The organism is Enterobacter sp. PL_is511, from assembly GCF_055816065.1.
Genome location: NZ_JBVPGP010000021.1, coordinates 170981 through 196857 on the forward strand (window position 1 = coordinate 170981; position 25877 = coordinate 196857).

At 57.5% G+C, this 25877-nt stretch carries 28 protein-coding genes; 2 read left to right on the plus strand and 26 right to left on the minus strand.

The window, feature by feature from the left end; translation table 11 throughout:
- Window positions 1-40: 40 nt before the first annotated feature.
- The 8 genes from cysA to AC0TN7_RS10210 form a co-directional block, all read right to left on the minus strand.
- The gene (gene cysA / locus AC0TN7_RS10175) at window positions 41-1135 is read right to left on the minus strand and encodes a sulfate/thiosulfate ABC transporter ATP-binding protein CysA (protein ID WP_008501607.1); all 1095 of its coding nucleotides are present in this window, start codon (window positions 1133-1135) and stop codon (window positions 41-43) included.
- Window positions 1125-2000 carry a sulfate/thiosulfate ABC transporter permease CysW gene (cysW, locus tag AC0TN7_RS10180; protein ID WP_032646707.1) on the minus strand — a complete coding sequence of 292 codons (876 nt, stop codon included), beginning with the start codon at window positions 1998-2000 and terminating at the stop codon, window positions 1125-1127. The genes cysA and cysW overlap by 11 nt, the downstream gene beginning before the upstream one ends.
- Entirely contained in the window at window positions 2000-2833 is an 834-nt protein-coding gene (cysT, locus tag AC0TN7_RS10185) for a sulfate/thiosulfate ABC transporter permease CysT (RefSeq protein WP_004123378.1), read from the minus strand. The genes cysW and cysT overlap by 1 nt, the downstream gene beginning before the upstream one ends.
- A complete protein-coding gene (locus AC0TN7_RS10190; protein WP_032646709.1) occupies window positions 2833-3846 on the minus strand; it encodes a sulfate ABC transporter substrate-binding protein in 1014 nt (337 codons plus the stop codon). The genes cysT and AC0TN7_RS10190 overlap by 1 nt, the downstream gene beginning before the upstream one ends.
- 173 nt (window positions 3847-4019) lie before the next feature.
- Window positions 4020-4919 carry a Dyp-type peroxidase gene (locus AC0TN7_RS10195; RefSeq protein ID WP_023332959.1) on the minus strand — a complete coding sequence of 300 codons (900 nt, stop codon included), beginning with the start codon at window positions 4917-4919 and terminating at the stop codon, window positions 4020-4022.
- A gap of 92 nt (window positions 4920-5011) precedes the next feature.
- A complete protein-coding gene (locus AC0TN7_RS10200; RefSeq protein WP_032659315.1) occupies window positions 5012-5587 on the minus strand; it encodes an RpoE-regulated lipoprotein in 576 nt (191 codons plus the stop codon).
- 63 nt (window positions 5588-5650) lie between these two features.
- The gene (locus AC0TN7_RS10205) at window positions 5651-6100 is read right to left on the minus strand and encodes a DUF2919 domain-containing protein (protein ID WP_208763133.1); all 450 of its coding nucleotides are present in this window, start codon (window positions 6098-6100) and stop codon (window positions 5651-5653) included.
- Complete coding sequence (locus AC0TN7_RS10210) at window positions 6087-6512, minus strand: GNAT family acetyltransferase (protein WP_024907604.1); 426 nt, start codon at window positions 6510-6512, stop codon at window positions 6087-6089. The genes AC0TN7_RS10205 and AC0TN7_RS10210 overlap by 14 nt, the downstream gene beginning before the upstream one ends.
- Before the next feature lie 212 nt (window positions 6513-6724).
- Here AC0TN7_RS10210 and amiA point away from each other — a divergent pair, with 212 nt between their 5' ends.
- Together amiA and hemF are read left to right on the plus strand one after the other, a co-directional pair.
- Window positions 6725-7600, plus strand: coding sequence for an N-acetylmuramoyl-L-alanine amidase AmiA (gene amiA, locus AC0TN7_RS10215; protein WP_024907603.1), 876 nt, complete (start codon window positions 6725-6727; stop codon window positions 7598-7600).
- Window positions 7600-8499, plus strand: a complete 900-nt coding sequence (hemF, locus tag AC0TN7_RS10220) for an oxygen-dependent coproporphyrinogen oxidase (RefSeq protein ID WP_473702120.1) — start codon at window positions 7600-7602, stop codon at window positions 8497-8499. Before amiA ends, hemF begins: the two co-directional genes overlap by 1 nt.
- Window positions 8500-8607: 108 nt before the next feature.
- Here hemF and eutR read toward each other — a convergent pair whose 3' ends face one another.
- From eutR to maeB, 18 genes are all read right to left on the minus strand, one after another.
- Window positions 8608-9660 (minus strand): HTH-type transcriptional regulator EutR, encoded by a 1053-nt coding sequence (gene eutR / locus AC0TN7_RS10225; RefSeq protein WP_090420076.1) that lies wholly within the window; start codon window positions 9658-9660, stop codon window positions 8608-8610.
- A 48-nt stretch (window positions 9661-9708) separates the two neighbouring features.
- On the minus strand, window positions 9709-10239 hold the full coding sequence (gene eutK, locus AC0TN7_RS10230) for an ethanolamine utilization microcompartment protein EutK (protein ID WP_024907600.1): 531 nt from the start codon (window positions 10237-10239) through the stop codon (window positions 9709-9711).
- A gap of 11 nt (window positions 10240-10250) precedes the next feature.
- Window positions 10251-10910 (minus strand): ethanolamine utilization microcompartment protein EutL, encoded by a 660-nt coding sequence (gene eutL / locus AC0TN7_RS10235; RefSeq protein WP_024907599.1) that lies wholly within the window; start codon window positions 10908-10910, stop codon window positions 10251-10253.
- A gap of 9 nt (window positions 10911-10919) precedes the next feature.
- The gene (gene eutC / locus AC0TN7_RS10240) at window positions 10920-11816 is read right to left on the minus strand and encodes an ethanolamine ammonia-lyase subunit EutC (protein ID WP_024907598.1); all 897 of its coding nucleotides are present in this window, start codon (window positions 11814-11816) and stop codon (window positions 10920-10922) included.
- 20 nt (window positions 11817-11836) lie between these two features.
- Window positions 11837-13198, minus strand: a complete 1362-nt coding sequence (gene eutB / locus AC0TN7_RS10245; protein WP_473702121.1) for an ethanolamine ammonia-lyase subunit alpha — start codon at window positions 13196-13198, stop codon at window positions 11837-11839.
- An 11-nt stretch (window positions 13199-13209) separates the two neighbouring features.
- On the minus strand, window positions 13210-14613 hold the full coding sequence (eutA, locus tag AC0TN7_RS10250; protein ID WP_473702122.1) for an ethanolamine ammonia-lyase reactivating factor EutA: 1404 nt from the start codon (window positions 14611-14613) through the stop codon (window positions 13210-13212).
- On the minus strand, window positions 14610-15842 hold the full coding sequence (gene eutH / locus AC0TN7_RS10255; RefSeq protein ID WP_248165326.1) for an ethanolamine utilization protein EutH: 1233 nt from the start codon (window positions 15840-15842) through the stop codon (window positions 14610-14612). The genes eutA and eutH overlap by 4 nt, the downstream gene beginning before the upstream one ends.
- A 27-nt stretch (window positions 15843-15869) precedes the next feature.
- A complete protein-coding gene (gene eutG, locus AC0TN7_RS10260; RefSeq protein ID WP_024907595.1) occupies window positions 15870-17057 on the minus strand; it encodes an ethanolamine utilization ethanol dehydrogenase EutG in 1188 nt (395 codons plus the stop codon).
- A complete protein-coding gene (eutJ, locus tag AC0TN7_RS10265) occupies window positions 17047-17886 on the minus strand; it encodes an ethanolamine utilization protein EutJ (protein ID WP_032646729.1) in 840 nt (279 codons plus the stop codon). Before eutJ ends, eutG begins: the two co-directional genes overlap by 11 nt.
- 12 nt (window positions 17887-17898) lie before the next feature.
- Window positions 17899-19302 carry an aldehyde dehydrogenase family protein gene (locus tag AC0TN7_RS10270; protein ID WP_473702123.1) on the minus strand — a complete coding sequence of 468 codons (1404 nt, stop codon included), beginning with the start codon at window positions 19300-19302 and terminating at the stop codon, window positions 17899-17901.
- A gap of 11 nt (window positions 19303-19313) precedes the next feature.
- A complete protein-coding gene (gene eutN, locus AC0TN7_RS10275) occupies window positions 19314-19601 on the minus strand; it encodes an ethanolamine utilization microcompartment protein EutN (protein WP_024907592.1) in 288 nt (95 codons plus the stop codon).
- 114 nt (window positions 19602-19715) lie between these two features.
- Window positions 19716-20009, minus strand: a complete 294-nt coding sequence (eutM, locus tag AC0TN7_RS10280; protein ID WP_003835054.1) for an ethanolamine utilization microcompartment protein EutM — start codon at window positions 20007-20009, stop codon at window positions 19716-19718.
- Between the two features lie 40 nt (window positions 20010-20049).
- Window positions 20050-21066, minus strand: coding sequence for a phosphate acetyltransferase (gene pta, locus AC0TN7_RS10285; protein WP_463727072.1), 1017 nt, complete (start codon window positions 21064-21066; stop codon window positions 20050-20052).
- A complete protein-coding gene (gene eutT, locus AC0TN7_RS10290) occupies window positions 21063-21866 on the minus strand; it encodes an ethanolamine utilization cob(I)yrinic acid a,c-diamide adenosyltransferase EutT (protein WP_061714675.1) in 804 nt (267 codons plus the stop codon). Before eutT ends, pta begins: the two co-directional genes overlap by 4 nt.
- Window positions 21867-21875: 9 nt before the next feature.
- Window positions 21876-22580: an ethanolamine utilization acetate kinase EutQ gene (gene eutQ, locus AC0TN7_RS10295; protein ID WP_048989344.1), complete on the minus strand. Its 705-nt coding sequence runs from the start codon at window positions 22578-22580 to the stop codon at window positions 21876-21878.
- A complete protein-coding gene (gene eutP, locus AC0TN7_RS10300) occupies window positions 22558-23037 on the minus strand; it encodes an ethanolamine utilization acetate kinase EutP (protein ID WP_032646741.1) in 480 nt (159 codons plus the stop codon). The genes eutQ and eutP overlap by 23 nt, the downstream gene beginning before the upstream one ends.
- A gap of 12 nt (window positions 23038-23049) precedes the next feature.
- A complete protein-coding gene (gene eutS, locus AC0TN7_RS10305; RefSeq protein ID WP_061714674.1) occupies window positions 23050-23385 on the minus strand; it encodes an ethanolamine utilization microcompartment protein EutS in 336 nt (111 codons plus the stop codon).
- A gap of 160 nt (window positions 23386-23545) precedes the next feature.
- Window positions 23546-25825 (minus strand): NADP-dependent oxaloacetate-decarboxylating malate dehydrogenase, encoded by a 2280-nt coding sequence (gene maeB, locus AC0TN7_RS10310; protein WP_024907586.1) that lies wholly within the window; start codon window positions 25823-25825, stop codon window positions 23546-23548.
- Window positions 25826-25877 lie beyond the last annotated feature (52 nt).

The following is a 25877-nucleotide window of genomic DNA, read 5'->3' on the forward strand; positions in this document are numbered from 1 at the left end:
AAGCGCAGTGCCACCGGGCGATAAACATCCTAATAACCTATCAGGCTGACTCCGCGAGAGCAATATCCTCGCGCGTCTCGATGCGCTCCTTGCCGTGATAGATACGGGCGTGCTGCAGACCGACAAACAGGCGCTCTCCCCGGTGCGGCGGCACGTCGTCGCGCATGACCACGGTCAGCGGCTCGGTATACCAGCCCAGGGGCTGTACCACCAATTGGGTGTAGTGACCTTTAGGGCTAGCTTCCAGCACCTGCACCGGCAGCGGTGAATCCAGGCTGGTTCGGCGGCTCACGTCCACTTCCCACGGACGCAGGAACAGATCGACCGGTCCCTGATGCGCGGAGGTATAGCCCAGCGGCCAGCGGTGCGCGCCCACGTGGAACTGCCCACCGCGAATAGTACCCTGAAGACGGTTTACCTCGCCCATAAACTCCAGCACGAAGCGGGTCGCCGGTTCGCGCCAGAGCTGCTCCGGCTCGTCAACCTGCTCAATGTTGCCCTGGCTCATGACCACCACGCGATCCGCGACTTCCATCGCCTCTTCCTGGTCATGGGTCACGAAGACGCTGGTGAATTTCAGCTCTTCATGGAGCTGACGCAGCCAGCGGCGCAGCTCTTTACGCACCTGTGCATCCAGCGCGCCGAAAGGTTCATCCAGCAGCAGAATTTGCGGCTCAACGGCCAGCGCACGCGCCAGCGCCACGCGCTGTTTCTGCCCGCCGGACAGCTGGGCCGGGAAACGATCCGCCAGATGAGCCAGCTGCACCATCTCCAGCAGTTTGGTCACCTTCGCCTTAATGGTTGCTGCATCCGGGCGCTCGCGACGCGGCAGCACGGTCAGGCCAAACGCGATGTTGTCGAACACGGTCATGTGGCGGAACAGCGCGTAATGCTGGAACACAAAACCTACTTTACGATCGCGGGCATGCAGGCGGCTCACGTCGGTGCCGTGAAAGCGGATATGCCCGCTGGTCTGATGCTCAAGCCCGGCGATAATACGCAGCAGCGTAGTTTTACCCGAGCCAGACGGCCCCAGCAGCGCCACCATTTGTCCGGAAGGGATATCCAGCGAGATATCATTCAGCACCTGGGTGCGACCAAAAGACTTCTTAATATTGGCAATCTCAATGCTCATGATTTCCCTCCTGATGCTGACGTTTTTCCTGATTTTCTAAACGCCACTGCACCACACTCTTCAAAAACAGGGTCAAAATGGCCATCAGCGTCAGCAACGCTGCGGCAGTAAACGCGCCGATGGTGTTGTAGTCCTGCTGCAGCAATTCAATCTGTAGCGGCAGCGACAGGGTTTCACCGCGAATGGAACCGGAAACAACGGAAACGGCACCGAACTCGCCAATCGCGCGGGCGTTGGTCAGCACCACGCCGTAAAGCAGCGCCCAGCGAATGTTCGGCAGCGTCACGCGGCGGAACATCTGCCAGCCCGAAGCCCCCAGCAGCACCGCCGCTTCGTCTTCGTTGCTCCCCTGGCTTAACATCACCGGCACCAGCTCGCGCACCACAAATGGACAGGTCACGAAGATGGTAACCAGCACCATACCCGGCCAGGCGAACATGATCTGCAGGTTATGCGCATCCAGCCAGCCGCCAAGCGGGCCGTTGGAGCCGTAAAAGAGCAGGTACACCAGACCCGCCACCACCGGCGATACGGCGAAAGGAATATCCAGCAGGGTCAGCAGCAGCTGACGTCCCGGGAAGTTAAAGCGCGTCACCAGCCAGGCCAGCAGAGTCCCGAACACCAGGTTCACCGGCACGGTGATCAACGCAATCATTACGGTCAACCAGATGGCATGCAGCATATCCGGGTCTGCCAGGTTTTCCAGCGCGGGCATCAGGCCCTTGCTGAACGCCTGAACGAAGATATAAACCGTCGGCACGACGAGAATGAGGGCGGAAACCAGCACGCCCGCCCCAATCAGAAACCATTTACCCCAGTTGATGCGGGGTGCATCGTATCGCTTCAATTGCGTAACTTCCGCCATCAGTGACCTACCACACGTCGACCAAAGCGACTTTGCAGAGTGTTAATTGAGTACAGCAGCAGCAGCGAGGCTGCGAGGATCACCGAGGCAATTGCGCTCGCCGCCGGATAATCAAACTCCTGCAAACGGATGAAAATCATCAGCGAAGTGACTTCCGTTTTCCAGGCGATGTTCCCGGCGATAAAAATCACGGCGCCGAACTCGCCGAGGCTGCGGGTAAACGACAGCGCGACGCCCGCCATCAGCGCCGGAGAGAGCTCCGGCAGCACCACCTTGCGGAAGCTCTGCCAGCGCGTGGCGCCCAGCGTTTCCGCCGCTTCTTCGTATTCCGGACCCAGCTCTTCCAGCACCGGCTGCACGGTACGGACCACAAACGGGATGCTGGTAAAGGCCATCGCCACCGCGATACCGAGCCAGGTATAGGTCACCTTGATGTCAAATTTCGCCAGCCACTCGCCGTACAGCCCGTTCACGGAGAAGAGCGACGCGAGGGTTAAGCCCGCCACCGCCGTCGGCAGCGCAAACGGCAGATCCATCAGAGCGTCAAGCAGCGTGCGGCCCGGGAAGCGATAGCGGGTTAAAATCCACGCCATCAGCAGGCCAAACACGCCGTTAAAAATGGAGGCGACAAACGCCGACAGCAGCGTCACCTTATAGGCCGCCACCACCTGCGGGTTGGTGACCACGTCCCAGTACTGCGCCCAGCTCATCTGCGCAAGCTGCATCACCAGCGCGCTGAGCGGCAACAGCAGGATCAGGCAGACGAACAGCAGGCTGGTCCCGAGGCTTAAGGTAAAGCCCGGCAGCACGCGTTTTGTCGAAACTGCAAACATTACTTATGCCCCGCCGCCAGCAGTTTGTCTAACTCACCGCCGCTGGCAAAATGCGTTTTCATCACATCAGGCCAGGAGCCAAAATGATCTTCCACGCGGAACAGCGCGGTCTGCGGGAATTTATCTTTCAGTTTGTTCATTACGTCCGGGTTGTTCACGCGGTAGTAGTAATCGGTAATGATGGTCTGCGCCTGAGGGCTGTACAGGTAGTTGAGATAGGCTTTTGCCGCTTTCTCGGTACCGTTTGCCTGCACGTTTTTATCCACCCATGCGACCGGGAATTCGGCCAGAATGTTGGTTTTCGGGATAACCACCTCGAAGCCCTGCGCTTCGTACTGTTTGCGGATGTTGTTCACTTCCGACTCGAAGCTGATCAGCACATCGCCGAGACCGCGTTCTGCGAAGGTCGTGGTCGCCCCACGGCCGCCGGTATCAAACACTTCGACATTTTTCAGGAACTGGGTCATGAACTGCTCGGTTTTGGCTTTATCGTTACCGTCAGCCTTGTCCGCCGCGCCCCACGCGGCTAAATAGGTATAACGCGCGTTACCGGAAGTTTTTGGGTTCGGGAAAATCAGCTTCACGTCGGAACGGACCAGGTCGCTCCAGTCGTGGATATTCTTCGGGTTGCCCTTACGGACCAGGAAGCCCATGGTGGAGTAGAACGGCGAGCTGTTGTTCGGCAGACGGCTCTGCCAGTCGGCCGGAAGCAGCTTGCCTTTGTCGTGCAGAATCTGCACGTCAGTGACCTGGTTGTAGGTCACCACATCCGCTTTCAGGCCCTGCAAAATCGCCAGCGCCTGCTTGGACGACCCGGCGTGGGACTGCTTGATGGTCAGCTTATCGCCGTTATTGTCTTTCGCCCACTGCTGTTCGAACGGTGGGTTAAGGGCGGCAAACAGCTCGCGGGAGACGTCATACGAACTGTTTAACAGTTCAGTCGCCTGCGCCTGTGCCACCAGCAGTAAACCTGCCAGCGCCAGAGTTCCTTTTTTTAGTACAGTAACGGCCATTGCGCACCCTTATAAATGTGATGACTATCTTATAGTCATAATATTTATAACGGGGATGAAAGGAGTAACGGTTTTATATACCGTTTGGTGATTTAGAAGCAGAAAAGGGAATAAGGGGTGCGGCCTGATGCCCTCACCCCAGCCCTCTCCCACAGGGAGAGGGAGAAAGGCTATTACAGCGCCAGCAGACGCTCAACGGACGGCGCAAAGTAGTAGCCGCCGGTCACCGGTTTGGTGAAGCGCAGCATGGCGTCGCGCTTACCGTCGGTATCGCCGAACATGCTCAGCAGTTGCTGCTCAATGTTATACAGGCGCGCGCAGTAGGCGCAGAAGTAGAGGCCGTGCGTGCCGCTTGCGGTACCGTACGGCAGGCTCTGACGAACAATCTTCAGCCCTTTGCCGTCTTCCTTGAGGTCAACGCGGGTCAGGTGCGAGGTAACGGGACGGTCATCGCCGTCGATCTCTTCGTTGGCTTCTTTAGTACGACCAATCATCATCTCCTGGTCGTGCACGCTCATGCGGTTAAGCTGCTTGAGGTTGTGCTCCCAGCGCTGAACGAACACGTAGCTGCCGCCCGCGTCCACGCCGTCTTTAATCACCGCCACGTCGCGACGAACCTCTTCACCCGCCGGGTTTTCCGTCCCGTCGACGAAGCCGCTCAGATCGCGCTCTTCCACCCAGCGGAAGCCGTGAACCTCTTCCTGCACTTCAATGCTGTCGCCAAAGGCCGCCACAGCGGCCTGGGCAACGGAAAAGTTCACGTCGTGACGCAGGGAGAGAATGTGGATCAGCACATCATATTGGGTCGCAGGTGCCAGACCTTTGCCGTAAGGGATGAAGTCTTTCAGCTCTTCCGCCCCTTCGCCACCGCTCAGCTGACGCCAGACATTATTGCCAAAGGCAACAACGGCGCCGAGGTGGGCTTCCGGGAATTTGGCCTGGAAGGTGGCCAGCTTATCAACAAACGCTTTACTGGCCGCACGCAGGGCATCCACGTCCCCTTTAACATTGGCTTCAATCCAAATCGCCGCGCGGCAATGTTCTGGCAAAATGCCACTCTGAACCTGAGACATCGCTCCTCCTGAAATAAAGATGCCACGTCAGCGTGGCATTGATGGCGGGTATTATACCCGGATTTCAGCGAGGCGGTTTGTTCAGGCGCAAATTACTGCTTCCAGAGTATTTTGCTCACTTTCCAGCTCTTGAGCGTGTCGTCAGACGGCATCAGTCCTTCCGGTCCGCTCCAGGTTCCGGTGAAGACATAGCTGATGTGCTGGCTGCCTTCCGCCTTACATTCCACCGCGACCTTGTCGTCAGACGGCACGCTGGTGCAATTGCCAAAAGCCTGCTTATAAAGATCGCTAAACGGGGTCCCGACCTTCACGCCGCTGGCGGTCGGAATATCTTCATCCATGACGGCAATCCGGTTTACCGTGCCTTTGTCACCGTTGATCACCAGTGCCAGCTTGTCGCCCTTCAGCGCTTCGTAATAGCGCACTATATTGCCATTCTCTGTTTTCATGCCGCTGCGCAGGCGGTAATCGCTGCTGAGCGCATCCTGAATAGCATTCTGATCCAGCGCCGTCGCGGCGGTAATTTTCCCCACGCCCTGCTCGGTCACTTCCGTTGATGAGCCAAACCAGTTCCACGGATACGCGGCGGACCAGTTAATGGAGGAGAGCGTCGAACAGCCGGTCAATGCCAGCGGGAGAGCGCATAAAAGTAAACGCAGCGATTTCATTGAAACGTCCTTTCTAATTAAATCAACGCTTGTTGGAGTGCGACATCGGCAAAAAGTGCCGGATTAATCATCCTGAGGCGCAAAACAGGCGCGAAGACGCGGGTTTGTCAGCAGCCACAGCAGCGCCACAATATCGGCCACCACCAGCGCAATACCGATGCCCGTTAGCGGCTCACCGAACCACCAGAGTACCGGCTGCCAGAAGAGCAGCGCAATCTGGGCAAGGATCAGCAGCCCGCGAAGCGCGCGCCACAAACGCGGGATCGCCTGCCGCCGGCCGCTGCACAAAAACGCCACCACCGCCGGTACGCCCGGCAGTAGTCCGAGCCAGAAGGCGTCGTGATCGGGGTAAAAGAGATTCAACAGCGTGTCGCCCTGCCCGCGCGACGCGGCGGCCATCACAAACAGCACCCAGGTCCGGGCCTGGAGCAGCAGAACGCACCAGAATAAAAAGGGCAGCCTGACGCGGCCCTGCGCGTCAAAGTCAGCCGGATGGATCTCAGTACTCTTCATCTTCGATCAGACGCTTGCCCAAAGTCAGCACGTCAGCATGTTCATAGCCCAGACGCTCATACATGCCCAGCACGACGTCGTTATCTTCCCGCACCATGATCTGGATTTTTGGGCAGCCGCGGGCGATCAGCTTCTTCTCAAGTCGGTTCAGCAGCGCATTGGCAATGCCGCGGCCACGGTATTCCGGGTGAACGCCCAGATAATAGGCCGAGCCGCGGTGGCCGTCGTAACCGCCCATTACCGTCCCCACAACCTCGCCATTAACTTCCGCGACCAGAAACAGACTGACGTCGTGATTCACCTTACGTTCGATATCCATTTCCGGATCGTTCCACGGACGCAGCAGATCGCAGCGCTCCCAAAGGGTGATCACCTCTTCGAAATCTTCCTGGCGAAAAACGCGTATCTCCATGGTATTAACCGCCTTTTCGGGTTTAAAAACAGTGATTATGGCGCGAAGCACGCCTTTAGCCAATAACCGGGGAAAATCTCGCCAAAATTTGGCATAATGTCACTTTGTCACGTATTGAAATGAAAAGTAAAACAATTCTCAATATGGACTGTCGTAACGGGAAACACGATACGATATAACACCAGGACCCCATTTTTTAGTATTCAGGCCGCATGAGCACATTCAAACCATTAAAAGCACTCACATCGCGTCGTCAGGTTCTCAAAGCGGGGCTGGCGGCCTTAACGTTAACGGGCATCGCAAAGCAGGCTCAGGCGAAAGACGAGAGCACGCTCAAAACCAGTAACGGACACAGCAAACCAAAAGCCAAAAAGCCGGGCGCGAAGCGTCTGGTGATGCTCGACCCAGGGCACGGCGGCATTGATACCGGCGCCATCGGCAAAAACGGGTCGAAAGAAAAACACGTCGTGCTGGCAATTGCAAAAAATGTGCGCGCAATTTTACGCAGTAACGGCATTGACGCCCGTCTGACGCGTTCTGGCGATACCTTTATTCCGCTGTATGACCGCGTAGAGATCGCCCACCAGCACGGGGCGGATCTGTTTATGTCGATCCACGCCGACGGCTTTACCAACCCTTCTGCGGCCGGTGCCTCGGTGTTTGCGCTTTCCAACCGTGGCGCCAGTAGCGCCATGGCAAAATATCTCTCCGACCGCGAAAACCGGGCGGATGAAGTCGCCGGGAAGAAAGCCACTGACAAAGACCACCTGCTACAGCAGGTGCTGTTCGACCTCGTGCAGACGGATACGATCAAAAACAGCCTGACGCTCGGCTCGCATATTCTGAAGAAGATTAAGCCAGTGCATCGTCTGCACAGTAAAGGCACCGAGCAGGCAGCGTTCGTGGTGCTGAAATCACCGTCCATCCCGTCCGTGCTGGTGGAAACCTCCTTCATTACCAACCCGGAAGAGGAGCGACTCCTCGGCACCACGGCGTTTCGTCAGAAGATCGCCAACGCCATCGCCTCCGGCATTATCAGTTACTTCAACTGGTTCGATAACCAAAAAGCGCACTCCAGGAAACGTTAATGAAACCCGATGCTCAACTGGTCAAAACCTTCCTGCTGCAGCTGCAGGATGAGATCTGCCAGAAACTGGCCGCCGCAGACGGCGGTGAATTTCAGGAAGATACCTGGCAGCGCGAAGCCGGAGGCGGCGGGCGCAGCCGCGTGCTGCGAAACGGCGGCATCTTCGAACAGGCGGGCGTGAATTTTTCCCACGTTCACGGCGACGCCTTGCCTGCGTCTGCGACGGCACATCGTCCCGAGCTCGCAGGCCGCAGCTTCGAGGCGATGGGCGTCTCGCTGGTGGTGCATCCGCACAACCCGTTTGTGCCCACCAGCCACGCCAACGTGCGCTTTTTCATTGCGGAAAAAACGGGCGCCGACCCGGTCTGGTGGTTCGGCGGCGGTTTCGACTTAACGCCCTATTACGGCTTCGAAGAGGATGCCGTGCACTGGCACACCACCGCGCGGGATCTTTGCCTGCCGTTTGGCGAAGACGTCTACCCGAAATTTAAAAAGTGGTGCGACGACTACTTTTATCTGAAGCACCGCGACGAGCAGCGCGGCATCGGCGGGCTGTTCTTTGACGATCTCAACACGCCGGATTTTGATACCGCGTTCAGCTTTATGCGCGCGGTGGGTGAAGGCTATACCGACGCGTACCTGCCGATTGTCGAACGCCGTAAAAACACCAACTATGGCGTGCGCGAACGTGAGTTCCAGCTCTACCGTCGGGGGCGCTACGTGGAATTTAATCTGGTGTGGGATCGCGGGACGCTGTTCGGTCTGCAGACCGGCGGACGCACGGAGTCGATTTTAATGTCGATGCCGCCGCTGGTGCGCTGGGAATATGACTGGCAGCCGGAAGCGAACAGCCCGGAAGCCGCCCTTAGCGAGTTTATTCAGATCCGCGACTGGGTGTAGTTTACCTGACCTGATGACGGCTAGCGCCTTATCAGGCCTGCAACGACTGAGGCACCGCCCCGCAGGCTGGATAAGGCGCAAAGCGTCGTACCCGGCACAATAATGTCATCACGCCCACTGGCGCATACGCTGATGCAGCGTCAACGACGGTTTCTCCGCAAACAATTGCTGATAGTCAGTGGCAAACTGCCCCAAATGCCAGAATCCCCACTGCATGGCGGCGTCTTTTACCGTCACGCTTTGCGACCACGGGCTTATCAGCTCGCGACGCACGGCGTTCAGACGAATACGTTTTAACCAGGCATTCGGACCAATTCCGAGTATCGTGTGAAAGGCGTTTTGCAGCGTCCGACGGCTGACGTGCAACTGATTACACAGGTCAAGTACGGTCAGCGGCTCTGACATATTTTCCAGCACATATTCGCGCGCACGCGACAGCAGGCGACGATAGCTCTGATGGCTGATACTCTCGGCCGTGATTATCGGCTGCGCTTCTTCCAGCATTGTGCCCATCGCCAGCAGCAGGTTATCGCCCAGCACTTTGCGTACCGCAGGTTGATGGAGGTTTACCGGATTCTCGCTAAATGTCGCCAGCGCCTGCTGCACAAATCCCCATAGAGCAGCTTTGTGTTGTTCTTTCACTTCCAGCGCCGACTGGTTACGCAGCATATGCATCACCCTTTCCGGGTTATGCAGGAAGTTGGCCTGACGGGCAATCGCCTCTTCCGAAATAACGACGCCCAGAATGGTGTAATCATCTGGCGTACTCAGTTCAAACTCCGTCCCGCCCGGGCGGGTGGCAATTTCAGCGTTACCCAGACACTGGGTGCCAATAAATCCCTGTTCGCCGCGCGTGGCCGGAATACCAAACCAGAACGAGTTCGGCCAGACAAGACATGACTGACGCAGCGCCAGTCCGGTGTATTCACGGAACACCTGAATATCGTCGAGCAGGATTTCCGTGAACTCGCCATGAAATTTTCCCGGATGCAGCTGGTCGTAGATTTGCTGCCAGGCGGTAATCGTCAGCGCATGCTCATACACATCCGTTGTGCGCCGCTGATGAACGTTGTCCACCTCCACTTTCGGCGTAAGTTTAACGTCTTCGGGTAATGCTTCATGATAAAGATGGTGCAGGTTTGCAGTTCGGGTCTTTTTCATGATCTTTTAAGCCGGAAGCCTCCACGAAGCCCCCGGCCCTCCGACAGATTAATTTTTTAAGCGATAGCGACTACTGCGTTTACGCAACGCTCCGTGAGAAAAGAGCTGTTCCAGCGCCTTTCTGGCTTCATCAAGTGACCAGCCAAAGTGGGCAGCCACTTCCCCTGCCGTCATTCCTTGACGGACCGATGCCAACAGCGCCAGAAGTTGCTCAGAGGATTCAGACGTCAACGGGGCATCCTGCGTCTTCTGCGGATTTACCTCTGTTTTCACTTCTGGCTTCTGTTCTGGTTTCTTCGGCTGGCGCGTAAAACCGCCGATCAGCCACTGGGTGTCATCGTCCGGCCGGCCTATTTCCTTACGGCTGATAACACGGCCTGTACGCGCTGCGGCAGCGCTGCCGGCATCCAGCGCTGCGCGGCACGCAGCCAGATCGCCTTCCACCACCAGCGTCAGCCGGCCAGGATCGAGCACTTCGTGGCTCAGCAGACGCACGTTAGCGGCTTTCAACATGGCATCTGCCGCGTCGACGGCAGCCACCATGCCATCCACTTCCAGTAATCCCAGTGCATTGATCATCACCACCTCTCTTACGCGCGCTGGACTGGATTACGGGCAATATCCAGCACGGCATCAGCAAAGGCGTTACAGGCGGCTTTACAGGCGGCCTGGCTACCGGTCAAAAACGCGGCCGAATAGTTGGTTTCTGACGGTGGCGGCACATAGGTGACAATCTGCACATCGGCAGATTTCAGCGCAGCATCAATACCCAACGTCGCCTCCAGCGGCGGCGCCACCAGATACGCCATCGGATCGCCAGGTCGGCATCCTGCGGTCGCCGAGAGATACGACCCGGTGCGCGAAACCACATGCGCCAGGAAAGCGGTATCTTCTGCGTCATTTGCCCACTGGAAAGCCGCACCGCTTTCAATATTGGCCACCATCGCGTCCAGACCTGCGCGAACTTCGGCCGGGTTTGGCCCCCCGAGCATAATCAACACTTCGCCCGAGGTTGGAGAGGGGCTGTGCGCCGCGCCGGCATACAGCGAGCGGCCATAAACCACTTCGACCATTGCCTGTTTTGTCGCTTCGTCTGCGGCAATATACGCCACGTCATCAGAATCTGCTGTGATGAGTCCAAGGCTACGTATATGTGGCGGTAATTTAAGTTCACGGGCAAAACCGTCATTTACCGAGGCAATCACGCGCATTGCGGTGACTGAAGGTCTAATCAAATCTAATGCTGGCATGATGCCTCCTTAACGGGTCATATTGATGCCGGATGCTTTTTGCTCCAGCATGCGCCTGGCCAAATCCACAATCACCGCCGCCGCTTCAACCGGTGGCGTACCGCCCTGGTGAATATTCGAGATACAGGTACGGTCAGCTTCAACGGTCGTCGCCACGCGCGGCGAATAGACGGCATAGCAGGAAAGGCTTTCAGACTGGCCAAGGCCCGGACGTTCCCCAACCAGCAGGATCACCGCTTTCGCACCAAGCAGTTCGCCGATCTGATCTTCGATTTTCACGCGACCATAGCGAACAAAGAACGGTGTCCCAACCTTCAATCCGGCCTGTTTTAAGCCCGACAACAGCGGCGGCAGGATCTCTTCGTAGTTGGCGGTGATGGCGTCGGTAGACAGGCCATCAGAGATAATCACCTGCACATCCGGGTTCATTACACACTGTGATTTCAGCGCTTCAATGGCTTCCGCACTCAGACGACGCCCCAGATCCGGGCGCGTCAGGTACAGGTTTTTGTCACTGATTTCCGAGCGTACTTCCAGCAGCCCCTGGGCTTTTACCCACTCTTCGGGCACTTCTTTCAACACCGTGTCTTTTGAACGCGAGTGATCGGCCAGGAAACGCAGCAGCGCCTGAGTGCGCGGGCGTGGACCGGCACGGCCGGTACATACACGCGCGGCGGTGCTGCGACGCAGCTCGGTCAACACCTCTGCGCGATGCGGGTTCTCAACGCCAATCCACGCTTTGGCCTCGGCTGAGCCTAAATCCATTGCACAGCTTTCACCCGTTGGTGCAGCACACTGCGCGGTGCTACATTTCTCTTCAGGTGACGACGCTTGCGCCTGCGGCTGCGACTCTCCCATTGACGCCATAACGCTGCGTACAATTTCTTCAATCTGTTTTTGATCCATCGTGTGTCATCCCCGCGTCATCAGAAGAACAGTGACGGATCGCCCGCCCGTTTGGTCAGGCGACCGTTTGCCATAATGCCCATGGTTTCCAGCCAGCGTTCAAACTCCGGCGACGGCCGTAAATTCAGCAACTGACGGACGGTGGCGGTATCGTGAAAGGCGGTGGTCTGATAGTTGAGCATGATGTCGTCACCGAGCGGCATGCCCATGATGTAGTTGCAGCCAGCGGTGGCGAGCAGAATCATCAGGTTTTCGTTGAGGTTCTGGTCAGCATCAGCATGGTTGGTGTAGCAGCAGTCGCAGCCCATTGAGATGCCACTCAGCTTGCCCATAAAGTGATCTTCCAGACCCGCTCGAATAATCTGACGATCGTTGTACAGATACTCCGGCCCGATAAAGCCCACCACGGTGTTCACCAGAAACGGATCGTAGTGACGCGCCAGCCCGTAGTTACGCGCTTCCATCGTCACCTGATCGGCACCGAAGTTAGCGCCTGCGGAGAGCGCAGACCCTTGTCCGGTTTCGAAGTACAGGCAGTTTTCACCGGCGATGCGGTTAAACTCCGCGCCCACTGCGCGTGCTTCATCCAGCATCGCCAGCTCAACGCCGAACTCTTTTAAGCCTTTCTCGCTGCCGCAGATACTCTGGAAAATCAGCCCGCCCGGCGCGCCGCGACGGATCGCTTCGATCTGGGTGGTAACGTGTGCCAGTACGCAGCCCTGGGTCGGGATGTTGAATTTATCGATAACGCCGTACACGGTATCCAGTACGCGGCTTAAGTTTTCCACATCATCCGTCACCGGGTTTACGCCAATTACCGCATCGCCCGCACCGAAGGAGAGTCCCTCGTAGATTTGTGCCGCAATACTCTGCACGTCATCACGGGTGTCGTTCGGCTGTAAACGACAGCTGAAAGTGCCAGGCAGACCAATAGTGGTGTTGGCCTTTTTGATCACCGGCATTTTCTTACCGCCGTAGATCAGGTCCGCGTTAGAGCAGATTTTTGCTACCGCGGCGACCACTTCCGACGTTAACCCTTTACGCGTAAACGCAATGTCATCAACGGAGGTTTCATCGCTCAGCACGTACTCGCGCAGTTCGCTGATGCTCCAGTTTTTGATGCGGTTATAGGCCGTTTCGTTGACGTCATCCTGAATCAGACGCGTGACGCAGTCCTCTTCATAGGAAATCACCGGGTTATTGCGGATATCCGCCACCGTCATTTCTGACAGCACCTGCTTGGCCGCCACGCGCTCCTGCGAACTGATTGCAGCTACCCCTGCCAGCACATCCCCCGAACGCAGTTCGTTGGCTTTTGCCAGCACCTCTTTCACATCCTTAAACTGATAAACATTGCCGAACAATGTGGTCTTTAGTTTCATAAGTCGTTCCCTCAGGAAGGAAATGCGAGTGATTTCACCGTCACCGGCACAACCGATCCGCCAAAAAGAGGCGTACCAATGTCGATATAGTCCCCCGCCCGGACAACCACCTCATCGATGACCGCCAGCGGGTGTTGCTGTAACTGTGGGCGTAACAGCATGCCCAGGGCTTTACCAAAATCCTGCTCGGCTACCACCAGCAGGGGATGCGGATTCGGATAGCGCGCGACAAAGGCCAGCAGCGCATCAATCACCGTTAATAGCGCGGCGTAGCGCACCGGCAGCGAACCGGGCAGCGCCAGCACGTAGGCGTCCGTTTGCGGATCCAGATCGAGTTGCATCAGCGCTTGCTGCCAGGCGGCAACCAGATCAGCCTCATCAACCGGAATCGCCACCGGCAGATTGCGCAGCGGAAGCGCCACGCCTTCCAGCCAGATAGTGCTGCCCGAAAGCGACAGCGTATGCGCACCGGCACCAATCACCGTGGCACGCACGGTCTGCGCCGGGAACTGCACGTTCATCTCACGCAGACGCGGATGTTCATGCAGCGCCGTGGCGAGGAGCGGCCCGATATCGGAAAAACAGAACGGATCGGCTGGTTGGTTGCGGTAGCATTCGCCCACTCCCCCTGAAAGCGTAATCACATCCGGTTTCACACCCGCAGGCAGTAAACCGGTTTGCATCATCGCCTGCGCCAGCGGTGAAAGCGTGCCGTCAATCACCTCCACAATCAGCGCCGCCATCCGTCGGGCCACCTGAACAAGCTGCGCCGCATTGAGGGCTCGGGCGTCAAAGCCCGGACCAAATATGTCATCAACAATCATCTGTCCCGGTTGATGCGCATGCACCACTCGCCCCTGACCGTCCGTTTCCAGAAGCCTTCCACCAACGTTCAGGCAGGCCGAACCGCTGACCTTTCCGGCATCGAACAGGACGTAGTTCGACGTCCCGCCGCCGATGTCGATATTCAGTACCCGGCACATTTTTTGCTCGGACAGGGTTTGCACTCCCGCGCCTTGACCGGCAATCACCGATTCCAGATGCGGACCGGCGCTGGCAACCACAAAGTCCCCCAGCGACTGGGAGAGCGCCATCACTGCGGGTCGTGCGTTGCGGGTTTTGGCGCTTTCTCCGGTAATGATGATCGCACCGGAATCGACGGCCTCAGGCTTGATGCCCGCCGCCTGATACTGGGCGAGGATCAGCGCCTTAAGTTCGGCCTCTTTCAACCCGCCCTGCTTATCAACCGGGGTAAAAAACACCGGGCTTTGCCAGCTAATTTCGCGTTTGATGAATTCGTAGCGCGGCACCTGCGACACTGCCGCACGGTTGACCAGCTCAAGGCGCGAGAAGATCACCTGAGTGGTGGTGGTGCCGATATCGATACCGACGCTGAGTAGCTGGCGAATATTCACGATTGCGCCTCCGGATGAGTGTCTGCTGTTGCCGGAACATCTTCGTCTTTCGGTACTAACAGCATAGCCACGCCAATCGCCGTCACACCGCCGATCAACTTGCCGACAATCATTGGGAAGATCATCGCGTTCATGTTGGCAGCGGCGAAGCCTAAGTGGTCCCCCAGAGCAAAGGCCGCGGAGACCGCAAAGGCGCAGTTGATCACTTTGCCGCGGGTATCCATATTCTTCATCATGCCGAACATCGGGATGTTGTTCGCCAGCGTCGCGACCATCCCCGCAGCCGCAATGTTATTAACGTTTAACAGGTTGCCGACGCTCATCAGCGGTTTTTCAAACCAGCGGGTCAACAGCAGCACCATCGGGTAGGCGCCCAGCAGCACACAGGAGATAGAACCGATAACTTCGATGGCGCGCATCACTTCACCCGGCCTGTCTCCCGGTGCCATGAAGATAGGATCAAGACCCGGAATCAGCTCCCAGCCCAGCAGGAATTTGATCACCGCAGCCGCCAGGCCGAGGGTGATCAGCGCCACGAGGAATTTCGCGAAGATCTGGAAGCCGTTGATCATTTTTTCCGGGATGAATTTCAATCCCAGCGCCACCAGCACGGCCACGATCAGCACCGGGATCATGTTCATCAGGATCAGCGCAAAGGTGAACTCCACCGGCTGACCATTGATTTCGACGCCGGAGTACATCGCGACCAAACCACCCGCAATACAGCCAACTGGAATGGTGACAATACCGGCCAGCACGCCCAGCGCCAGATAACGACGATCGGACGGTTCAATAATTCCCAGCGCAACCGGAATGGAGAAGACCAGCGTCGGCCCCATCATCGCTCCGAGGATCAGGCCAGAGTACAGCCACGCCGCAACGTCGCCGCCCGCCAGTTCTTTCGCCAGGAAGAAGCCGCCCATATCGCACGCCAGCAGCGTTCCGGCAAACATCGACGGGTTTGCGCCCAGCATTTCGTACAGCGGAATAATCACCGGCCCAAGCACATGCGCCAGTACGGGTGCCAGCGCGGTCATACCGACCATTGCCAGGCCCAGCGCGCCCATCGCCATGAAACCTTCTTCAAACTGGCCGCCCGAACCCTCAATACTCTTACCGAACTTACCGAGGAAGCGCGCCGAACCGCCGAACTGCGACAGGATCCTGTCCACGGCGGCAATCAGCATAAAGAACATCATGATGTACATGATGATTTCGTTAATTCCCATAACCTTCACTCCCTGTCATATGTGTATTTATTGTGCCGTCGCATACAACGCGATAATGTCGGCCTGCGTGGCGGTGCGTGGGTTACTGCGAATACAAATATCCTCCAGCGCGGCATGCGCCCATGCGCTGTAATGCTCGGGCTTTGCCCCAACGTCAGAGAGTCGTTTTGTCTGGCCCACTTCACTAATCAACTCGCTGACGGCGTTGATGGCATCGCGATCGTCCGACTTCTTGTTAGTTAACGCCCGTCCGATATGGCTGAAGCGCTCACGACACACCATGCGGTTGAACCCCATTACCGTGGGCAGCAGCATGGCGTTAGCCTGTCCGTGCGGGATATGCAGCGCAGCGCCCGGCTGGTGCGCCATCGCATGACACAAGCCCAGTCCCGCGCTTGAAAACGCCATTCCCGCCATGCAGGACGCCAGCAGCATGCTTTCCCGCGCCGCCAGATCCTGACCGTAGCCGACGGCCTTTGGCAGCGATTTACCGATCATCGCAATCGCGCCAATCGCCAGGCTGTCGGTAAACGGCGTCGCGTTCAACGCGCTATATGCTTCAACGGCGTGCGTCAGCGCATCGATCCCGGTCATCGCCGTGACGTGTGCGGGCACACCTTCCGTCAGCGCGGCGTCGAGGATCGCCACATCCGGCATCAGCAGTGCGTGGGCCAGCACTTGTTTAAGTCCTGTCGCGGCGTCGATAATCACCGTGACGTTAGTGGTTTCTGAGCCCGTTCCGGCGGTAGTTGGCACCGCAATCAGCGGCAGACGCGCACGCAACACGCTGTGCTCCGTCATGTCAGCCAGCGTCTGCGTGGGGTTGGTCACCAGCAACGCGACTGCCTTTGCGGCATCCAGTACGGAACCGCCGCCGAATGCCACAACGCTATCGCACTTCGATTCACGCAATTGCGCGACCGCCGCGCAGACGTCCGTAATGCACGGTTCGCCCGCCGGACATGGCCACAGCGTCATCGCCACGCCTTTCATCGCCAGGCTGCGCTCCAGTGCAGCGGTCATCCCCGCCTGATGCAGGAAACGATCAACCATGACGAACATATGCGTCAGTCCGCGCGCTTTTGCTTCCTGCCCACAGGTACTCAGCGCTCCCAGTCCACATAACGTAACCGGTGGAACGCTAAACGTTTTTACGCGTTGCAGATTCAGGGTATCGAATGCCTGAAAGAGCGCGGTCTGCAATTCAGCTTGCATAGATTCCTTCCGCTTTTTCTTTTCCGCTATTTGCAATCGCCAGCGGAGTCATAAACAGGCTGTGCTGGGGTAAATGCACCTGCAGCTTCGGGAAACGCTTACGGAACAGTTCATCAACGCCCGGCTGCATACAGGAGCCACCGGCCAGCCACAAGTCAGCGACGCCCTGTCCGGCTATATGGTGAGCCACGATTTCCGCCATCTTTTCGTAGACCGGCTTAACCACTGGCCAGATTTCTTTGCCATTGCTGCGCTTGTACTGCTCGGCTTCCTCCAACTGGATGCGACGGTTCCCGGCGAGCGTCAGAGAAATATGGTGCCCGCCGGTCGCTTCATCGGCGGAATAGATCACTTTGCCCTGTTTAACAATGGCAATCCCGGTGGTACCGCCCCCGATATCCACCACGCCAGCGTTATCGAGCTGCAACAGGTCCGCCACCGCGGTCGGTTCGTCGAGCACATGACTCACTTCAAGTCCGGCAGACTCCAGCACGTTGATCGAAATGCGCCGGTCCGTTCCCGGTGGAAACGAGGTTGCCGCATGGGTAAAGCGGCAACCCAGCTGTTGTTCGAGCGTATCGAGATGGCGACGAACGAGGGTCACCGCGCCGAAGAAATCCCAGACGATGCCATCGCGCACGACATCGGCCCAGTCCAGGCAAACCGCAACCGGCTGTCCGTCACTGTCGACAACCATCGACACCACATCACACGTTCCCAAATCAACGCCCAGCCACAGCGGTGAATCGCTCGCAGCAGGCGTCTGGTTACATAGCGCTGCCGCTTTTTGCAGCCTGGGTGTCAGCCAACGCTGTTCGTCGTGCGCCATCCCTTTTACTCCTTATACAATTCTGAAGGCGTCCACCAACACACAGCGACGCAGACGCACAAACGTGCGCGCGCTGGTCACCCCTTCCCCGGTTGGTGTGGTAATGGTCATCGTGGTCCAGCCTTCACCGCCGAGCCCAAGCCCCGCAATACACGGTCCGTTCTTGACGAAAATGCTGGTATCAATGGCGTTTGCCATGCGGTTCATGTTGTCGATATTGCGCGAATGCATCGCCGCCGTATGGTGACAGCCGCCTTCAAGCTTGACCGCCAGTTCAATGGCCTCATCGACGCTGGCGACCCGCACGACAGGCAGCACCGGCATCATCAATTCGGTGACGGCAAACGGATGCGTCGCTGAGGTTTCGACGAATAACAGCCGCGTTTGCTCTGGTACGGTCAGACCAATCGTCGCCGCGATTTTTCCTGCATCGCGGCCTACCCAGTCACGACTGACCGTGCCTTTACCGCGCTCATCGATATTTTTCAGCAGCACAGGTTGCAGCTGTTCGGCCTGAGCCGCAGTCAGTTTCACCGCATGCTGGCTTTCCATCAGGTGCATCAGTTCGTCGGCAACGCTATCCACGACGATCAGGACTTTTTCATCGGCGCAGATGATGTTGTTATCAAACGATGCGCCTTTGACGATCGACTGCGCCGCGCGGGCCAGGTCGGCCGTTTCATCCACCACCACCGGCGGGTTACCCGCACCGGCGGCAATCAGACGCTTGTTGGTGTGCTTACGCGCAGCATCCACTACGGCTTCACCGCCGGTCACCACCAGCAGGCCGATGCCTGGGTACTTGAACAGGCGCTGGGCGGTTTCGATATCCGGATTGGCAACGGTCACCAGCAGGTTTGCCGGGCCGCCTGCGGCAACAATCGCCTGGTTAAGCAGCGTAATGGCGCGCTGAGAGACTTTTTTTGCCGCAGGATGCGGGGCGAAGACCACGCTGTTGCCAGCGGCAATCAGGCTGATGGCGTTGTTGATAACAGTTGCGGCAGGGTTGGTAGACGGCGTCACCGAGGCCACCACGCCCCACGGCGCATTTTCAATCAGCGTCAGACCGTTATCGCCGGTCAGGACCTGTGGAGACAGGCATTCCACCCCCGGCGTACCGCGTGCCTGCGCCACGTTTTTGGCAAATTTATCGTCAACGCGTCCCATGCCGGTTTCTGTGACGGCAAGTTCCGCTAATTCTCTGGCGTGCTTTTCGCCCGCCTCGCGAAGAGCCGCGATAGCCAACTGACGCATGGCGACGCTTTTCAACCCCTGCTGGGCCAGTTTTGCTGCCGTCACTGCGTCATCCAGGGAGGCAAAAACGCCCATTTCTTGAACGGCACTGACGGGCTGGCTGCTGTCTTTCATTTTCAGCAGCACCGCTTTCACGACCTGTTCAATATCCTGTTGATTCATGATTTTCTGCCTTATTTATGGAAGATCACCTGGCCACCAGCCACCACTTCATCGACGATGCCAATCACGCACAGATCGACAGGTGATGATTCGTGACGGTGCGCCTGACGGGCTGAGCTGCCGCTGACCAGCAGCACCCACTCCCCGGTTCCCGCGCCGATGCTGTCGATAGCAACAGCACACTGGCCGTCGGGATTACCCTGGGCATCAATCATTTCCACCATCAGCAACTTGTCGTGCGCGAGCCCCTGATGGCGTACGGTACAAACAATTTGTCCTGTGACGATTGCCAGTTTCATACGCGCCTCCGTGGCATATTTCAGGTAAAACCTCCCCCTACCCTCCGCAGAAGGTAATGTGAAAAGGAGAGAGGGTGACGCCAGCAATGAAATTTGTGGCGTCACATGGACGACTTACATGTCGTTGCTGTCGCCTTTAAAGCTGATCGGGAACACTTCTTCCAGATCGCCATGCGGACGCGGGATCACGTGTACGGAAACCAGCTCGCCAATACGCTGTGCAGCCGCAGCACCTGCGTCTGTTGCCGCTTTACATGCCGCTACGTCGCCACGGACCATAGCCGTGACCAGACCGCCACCGATCTGCTTCACGCCAACCAGTTTCACACGTGCCGCTTTAACCATTGCGTCAGAAGCCTCAATCAGTGCAACCAGGCCCCGGGTTTCAATCATTCCTAATGCTTCCATTTTGCTTTCCTCTTAAGTCAAAGGGGTCCAGAACGGGACCTTATACAACCAGTGTGTGCGAGGCGTTTTCACGACTCACGTCAGTCTGGCGCGGCACAGCGGCCACCAACGCCAGTTCGATAATTTCCTGTACGCTACAGCCGCGAGAGAGGTCGTGAAGCGGTGCGGCAAGTCCCTGAATCAAGGGTCCAACGGCGCGATACCCTCCCAAACGCTGGGCGATTTTGTAGCCAATATTGCCTGCCTCCAGCGACGGGAAAACCATCACGTTGGCATTGCCCTTTAACGGACTGGCGGGCGCTTTTTGCGCGGCGACTTCCGGAACAAAGGCGGCATCAAATTGCAGTTCGCCATCCACGATAAGCTGCGGGGCACGCTCACGAACAATCTCCGTCGCCTGCTGCACGTTAGCGACGTTGGGATGGCGAGCGCTGCCATTACTTGAAAACGACAGCATGGCCACGCGCGGCTCTTCCCCCGTGATCCCCTGCCATGTCTGCGCGCTGGCAATCGCAATATCCGCCAGCTGTGCGGCGGTGGGCTGCGGCACGACGCTGCAATCGGCAAACCCTAATGACGGCCCGAGATACTGCGGCAGCATCAGGAAAATTGACGACAGCGTTTTACAGCCTGGCTGTAGCCCAATAATGCGCAAACCGGCGCGCAGCACGTTGGCCGTCGACGATAGATTGCCCGCAATACAGACGTCAGCTTTACCCGCGCTGACCATTGCCGCGGCGAACATCAGCGGATCGTTGAGTTTTTCCCGGGCATCCGCAGGCGTTTTATCTCCCGCGCGGGCCAACCAGCGCAGCGCAAACTCTTCACGCATTGGCAGGTTGCTTTGCGGATCGATAACCTGAATGCCATCCATCGCCACCCGGTGGCTGAGAGCAAACTGACGCAGCGCAAACGGACTGGCGACGAGAATGGGACGCGCCAGACGGTGCTGATGCAGGTAATTTGCCGCCTTCAGTACCCGAACATCCAGCGCATCCGGAAACACCACCCGTGCAGGTGAGCGGTGGGAGAGTTGACGAGCACGTTCAACGATCACGGTTTCTCCCCCAGTCGCTGTTGAATTTGGCTAACCGTAAGCGGGTGCTTCGCAACGCTCAGAATCATCATGACGTAGACCGTACTGGAAAGGCGGTTGAGCGCCTGCATGATGTCCGGTCGCATGACTTCAAAACTACGGGTGATGAAAACCTGGGCCGCCACCGTCTCCGTTTCACGGACTTTGGTACGCAGCAGATTAAGCAGCGCGCAATCATGTCCGTGACTGGCTTCAGGCACCAGATGGTCGTGGTCCAGATAGCGCAGCGGCTGATGCGAAAGGCGGTGTAAATCGTCGTCACTTAAGCCGACGATAGCTTGTGCTCCCAGCAGCTCGCCCATCGCATCGGCGCGCATAATGTTGCCCAGGCGCGAACGGATATCCGAAAGCCACGGCTGCCACGGTTGCCCAAGCTCTATCTGCAACCACACGGCCAGCGCGATGGTGCTGTCCAGCGCGGCGCGAAATCCCAGGCGCGGATCACTTTTGGCAACCATCTTGTTCGCCGTCAGATGCGTCAGCGTGTCAGGTTTCTTCGCCACCGGTTGATGACACAGTTCGCAACTGGCCTGTGGATGCGTATCGCTGCTGGTTAACCCATGCACCGGCTGCGGCTGCTGGTCTTCGTCAGCAATAAACAGGCTGCCCTGCTCGTCGATAAACTTAATGCGCAGATGTCGGCTTTCCAGTAATTCCCGGGCAGACGGCGTCAGGCGAGCGTCAGCGGGGAGATGAATTTCAGCCCCTTCGCTGAGCGTATGATTCGCTCTGAGCCATGCTTCGGTAATGAAATCCTTCATACATCCGCCTTAGCAGGACTGCCAGTTCGCAGGCCAGGCCACATACAGAAACTTCACCGTCGAGGGCGTACCAAATTCGATGCTGGAGCCTTTCGGGATAAACATCACGTCCCCGGCTTTAGCAATCATGGTTTCACCTTCGTGACGAACGTGCAGCTCACCTTCCAGAATCATGTCGATTTCGTCGTAGTTCAGCGTCCATGGGAAAAAGGCGTTATCCCACTGCATGAACCCGGCGGCCATACTGCTGCCGTCCTGGTCGGTCACCAGATCGGTTAACCCCACACAGTGCGGCTGTGCGCCGTCAAAACGACCAAACTTCACGCTACTGCCGTCGATGACTTTGACGCCGCCTTTGCCAGTCACCGAGTGAAAGCTCGGCTGCATTCCGCCCTGCTCCAGCGACTGTTTCTCCTTCATGACTTTGTCCATCAGTTGGGCAACCAGGCTTTCGGTAAACTGTCCTTCCGGTAACTGTGCAATGATGGTTTCGCGAATGCGTTGGTTTTCCGTTTTGCCATCAATCACCGCAGCCGGTTTAGCAGCGGCTGCGCATGGCGTGGATTCATCGCATTCGCTGATGGTGACGCCCAGCAGCTCCGCAACTTCGCGCGCCTCCGGGGTGATGATGCTGGCGCGCAGAACAACTGACATTTCCTGTTCACCGCGTGCGTGGGCCGCACGAATATCGTTAGCTGTGATGAGTTTTTTCACCTGCCCTTTCCTCCTTTTGGCTGAGCTCAGTCAGATAATCCACCAGATGCTGCACGCTGCGCGGGTCATGGCTATTGAGCTCAAAAATCGGCTCCTGAAACCCCATCCCGCAAAGAAGTTGTTGCGTTGCGGCGACGTCGGCATCCGGCAGGTCCGTTTTGCTGATAACGGCGATTTGTCGTTTACTTGCGCCAATATCCAGCAGCCCGGCAGGTAAGCGACTTTCTTTATCATTTGCCGCATGTATATAAATCAACGTATCAACATCCTGCAGCGTAGTAATTAAGGCGTGATACCAGCGAGGATGGCTAAAATATTCCCCTGGCGTATCGATATCGCCATTCTCATTAAACTCCACGGCCTGTGTTTTTCTGGCGAGGGAATAATTTCCCTGTAGCGCATTAAAGAGCGTCGTTTTCCCCGCCCCCACCGTACCGACAAACGCAATACGTTTCATCGCCGCCTCTGATTAACTTTTTGTCAGATTGCACAATGTGAAATTTAATAACCGGCCCAGACCACTTACCGTCTGTAATAACGCTTCTTCTACCGCGCCTACCGAGCCGTAGATAACCAGCGCACCGCTGAATCTATCGAGAAAACCGATATTTACATCTGCCGCCTTCAGGGCTAAGTCACCGGCAATCATCGCCGTTTCCCCTGGCGTCAGCGTCATGATGCCGATGGCACCGGCTTCGGGAACGCCGATCTTTTTCGCCAGTTCCTCTCCGGGGTGCGCAATGAGATGCGCCAGCGTGACCTGTTTCCCCGGCACAAATTCCTGAATAATGCGTTCTTTTTCCATTGCTCACCGCCTCCTCTAAAACTGCCCTCATCGTGGCAATTTTTTGTCAGAGCAAATAACAAAATTCGGCAACCAGGTTTAAAAGGTGAAGTGGATCACTAAGAAAGGGAAAATAAAAAGGCGCGGGAGAGACCCGCGCCGGAAATAAATTAAAGTGATATTACAGCGGCTGCGTCTGCGCCTCAACCACCGCCAGCGCCACCATGTTCACGATACGACGCACGGAGGCAATCGGCGTTAACACGTGCACCGGTTTCGCCACGCCCATCAGCACCGGTCCTACGGTCACCCCTTCAGAGCTGGAGACGCGCAGCAGGTTATAGCTGATACGCGCCGCTTCCACGTTCGGCATAATCAGTATATTGGCCGATCCCTTCAGCGGGCTGTCCGGCATACGTTCGTTACGGATGCTCTCCACCAGCGCCGCATCGCCGTGCATTTCCCCGTCAATCATCAGCTCCGGCGCGCGCTCGCGCACCAGCGCCAGCGTCTCACGCATTTTGCAGGCCGCCGCGGATTTAGACGAACCAAAGTTAGAGTGCGACAGCAGCGCCACCTTCGGCTCAATACCAAAGCGACGCACGGTCTCGGCGGCCATCACGGTGATCTCCGCCAGCTCGTCCGGGGTCGGGTCGTCGTTAACGTAGGTATCGGCAATAAAGGTGTTGCCGCTTGGCAGCAGCAGCGCGTTCATCGCCCCAGCGGTATGGACGCCGTCGCGATAGCCGAAGATCTCCTGCACCACGCTAAAGTGCTCGTGGTAATCGCCGATGGTGCCGCAGATCAGCGCATCCGCCTCGCCGCGATGGACCATGATCGCGCCGATCACCGTCGTGTTGCTGATGACCGCTTTCTGCGCCTGCTCCTGAGTGATCCCCCGCCGTTTCATGATCGCGTAGTATTCGCTCCAGTACTCTTTGAAGCGCGGATCGGATTCGTTGTTAACGATCTCGAAGTCGACGCCCGGCTTAATCTGCAGGCCCAGCTTCTGGATACGCATCTCGATCACGCTCGGACGACCAATCAGAATCGGCTTCGCCAGGCCTAAGGTGATCAGCTCCTGGGTGGCGTGCAGCACGCGCGCCTCTTCCCCTTCCGCCAGCACCACGCGCTTCGCGTCGGCGCGCGCCTGGGAGAAGATCGGCTTCATGAACAGGTTGGTTTTATAGACAAACTCGGTGAGCTTATCGACGTAAGCGTCGAAATCGTGAATCGGACGCGTCGCCACGCCGGAGTCCATCGCCGCTTTGGCCACCGCTGGCGCAATTTTGACAATCAGACGCGGGTCGAACGGTTTTGGAATGATGTAGTCCGGACCGAAGCTCAGATCCTGATCGCCGTACGCAGACGCGACCACTTCGCTCTGCTCGGCGTGCGCCAGCTCCGCGATGGCGTGAACGGCGGCAAGCTTCATCTCTTCGTTGATCGCCGTTGCGCCGACGTCCAGCGCACCGCGGAAGATGAACGGGAAGCAGAGCACGTTGTTGACCTGGTTCGGGTAGTCAGAACGACCGGTACAGATAATGGCGTCTTCACGCACCGCTTTCGCCAGCGGCGGCAGGATTTCCGGCTCCGGGTTCGCCAGGGCCAGGATCATTGGCGCACGCGCCATCTTCTTCACCATCTCCTGGGTCAGCACCTTCGGACCCGAGCAGCCGAGGAAGATATCCGCGCCGTCGATCACGTCGTCCAGGGTGCGTTTACCGTCGTCTTCCACCGCATAGGCCGCTTTGGTTTCCGCCATGTTCGGCTCGCGGTCTTTATAGATAACGCCTTTGGAGTCGCAGACCACAATGTTGTGTTTCTGCATACCCAGCGCCACCAGCAGATTCATACAGGCGATAGCCGCAGCGCCTGCGCCAGAAACCACCATGCGCACGTCGGAGAGATTTTTCTCTACCACGCGCAGGCCGTTCAGAATCGCGGCGGTGCTGATAATCGCGGTGCCGTGCTGGTCATCATGGAACACGGGAATGTTCATACGCTCGCGCAGCTTCTGCTCGATATAGAAACATTCCGGCGCTTTGATGTCTTCCAGGTTAATCCCGCCGAAGGTCGGCTCCAGCGCGGCCACCACGTTGATGAATTTGTCAGGGTCGAGCTCATCCACCTCGATATCGAACACGTCGATACCGGCGAATTTCTTGAACAGTACCCCCTTCCCTTCCATCACCGGTTTACCGGCCAGCGCACCGATGTTGCCCAGCCCCAGCACCGCCGTGCCGTTAGAGATCACGGCGACAAGGTTGCCACGCGCGGTGTATTTGTAGGCCGCCAGCGGGTCTTTTTCAATTTCCAGACACGGGGCAGCTACGCCCGGCGAATAGGCCAGCGCCAGATCGCGCTGGGTTGCCAGCGGCTTGGTTGGGGAGACCTGGATTTTCCCCGGGACAGGAAACTCGTGAAAATCGAGGGCACTCTGTTTTAACTGATCGTCCATCTTGTTATTCCTTTTACGTATCGGTCAGATAGTATCGCCGCAGGACAGCGCA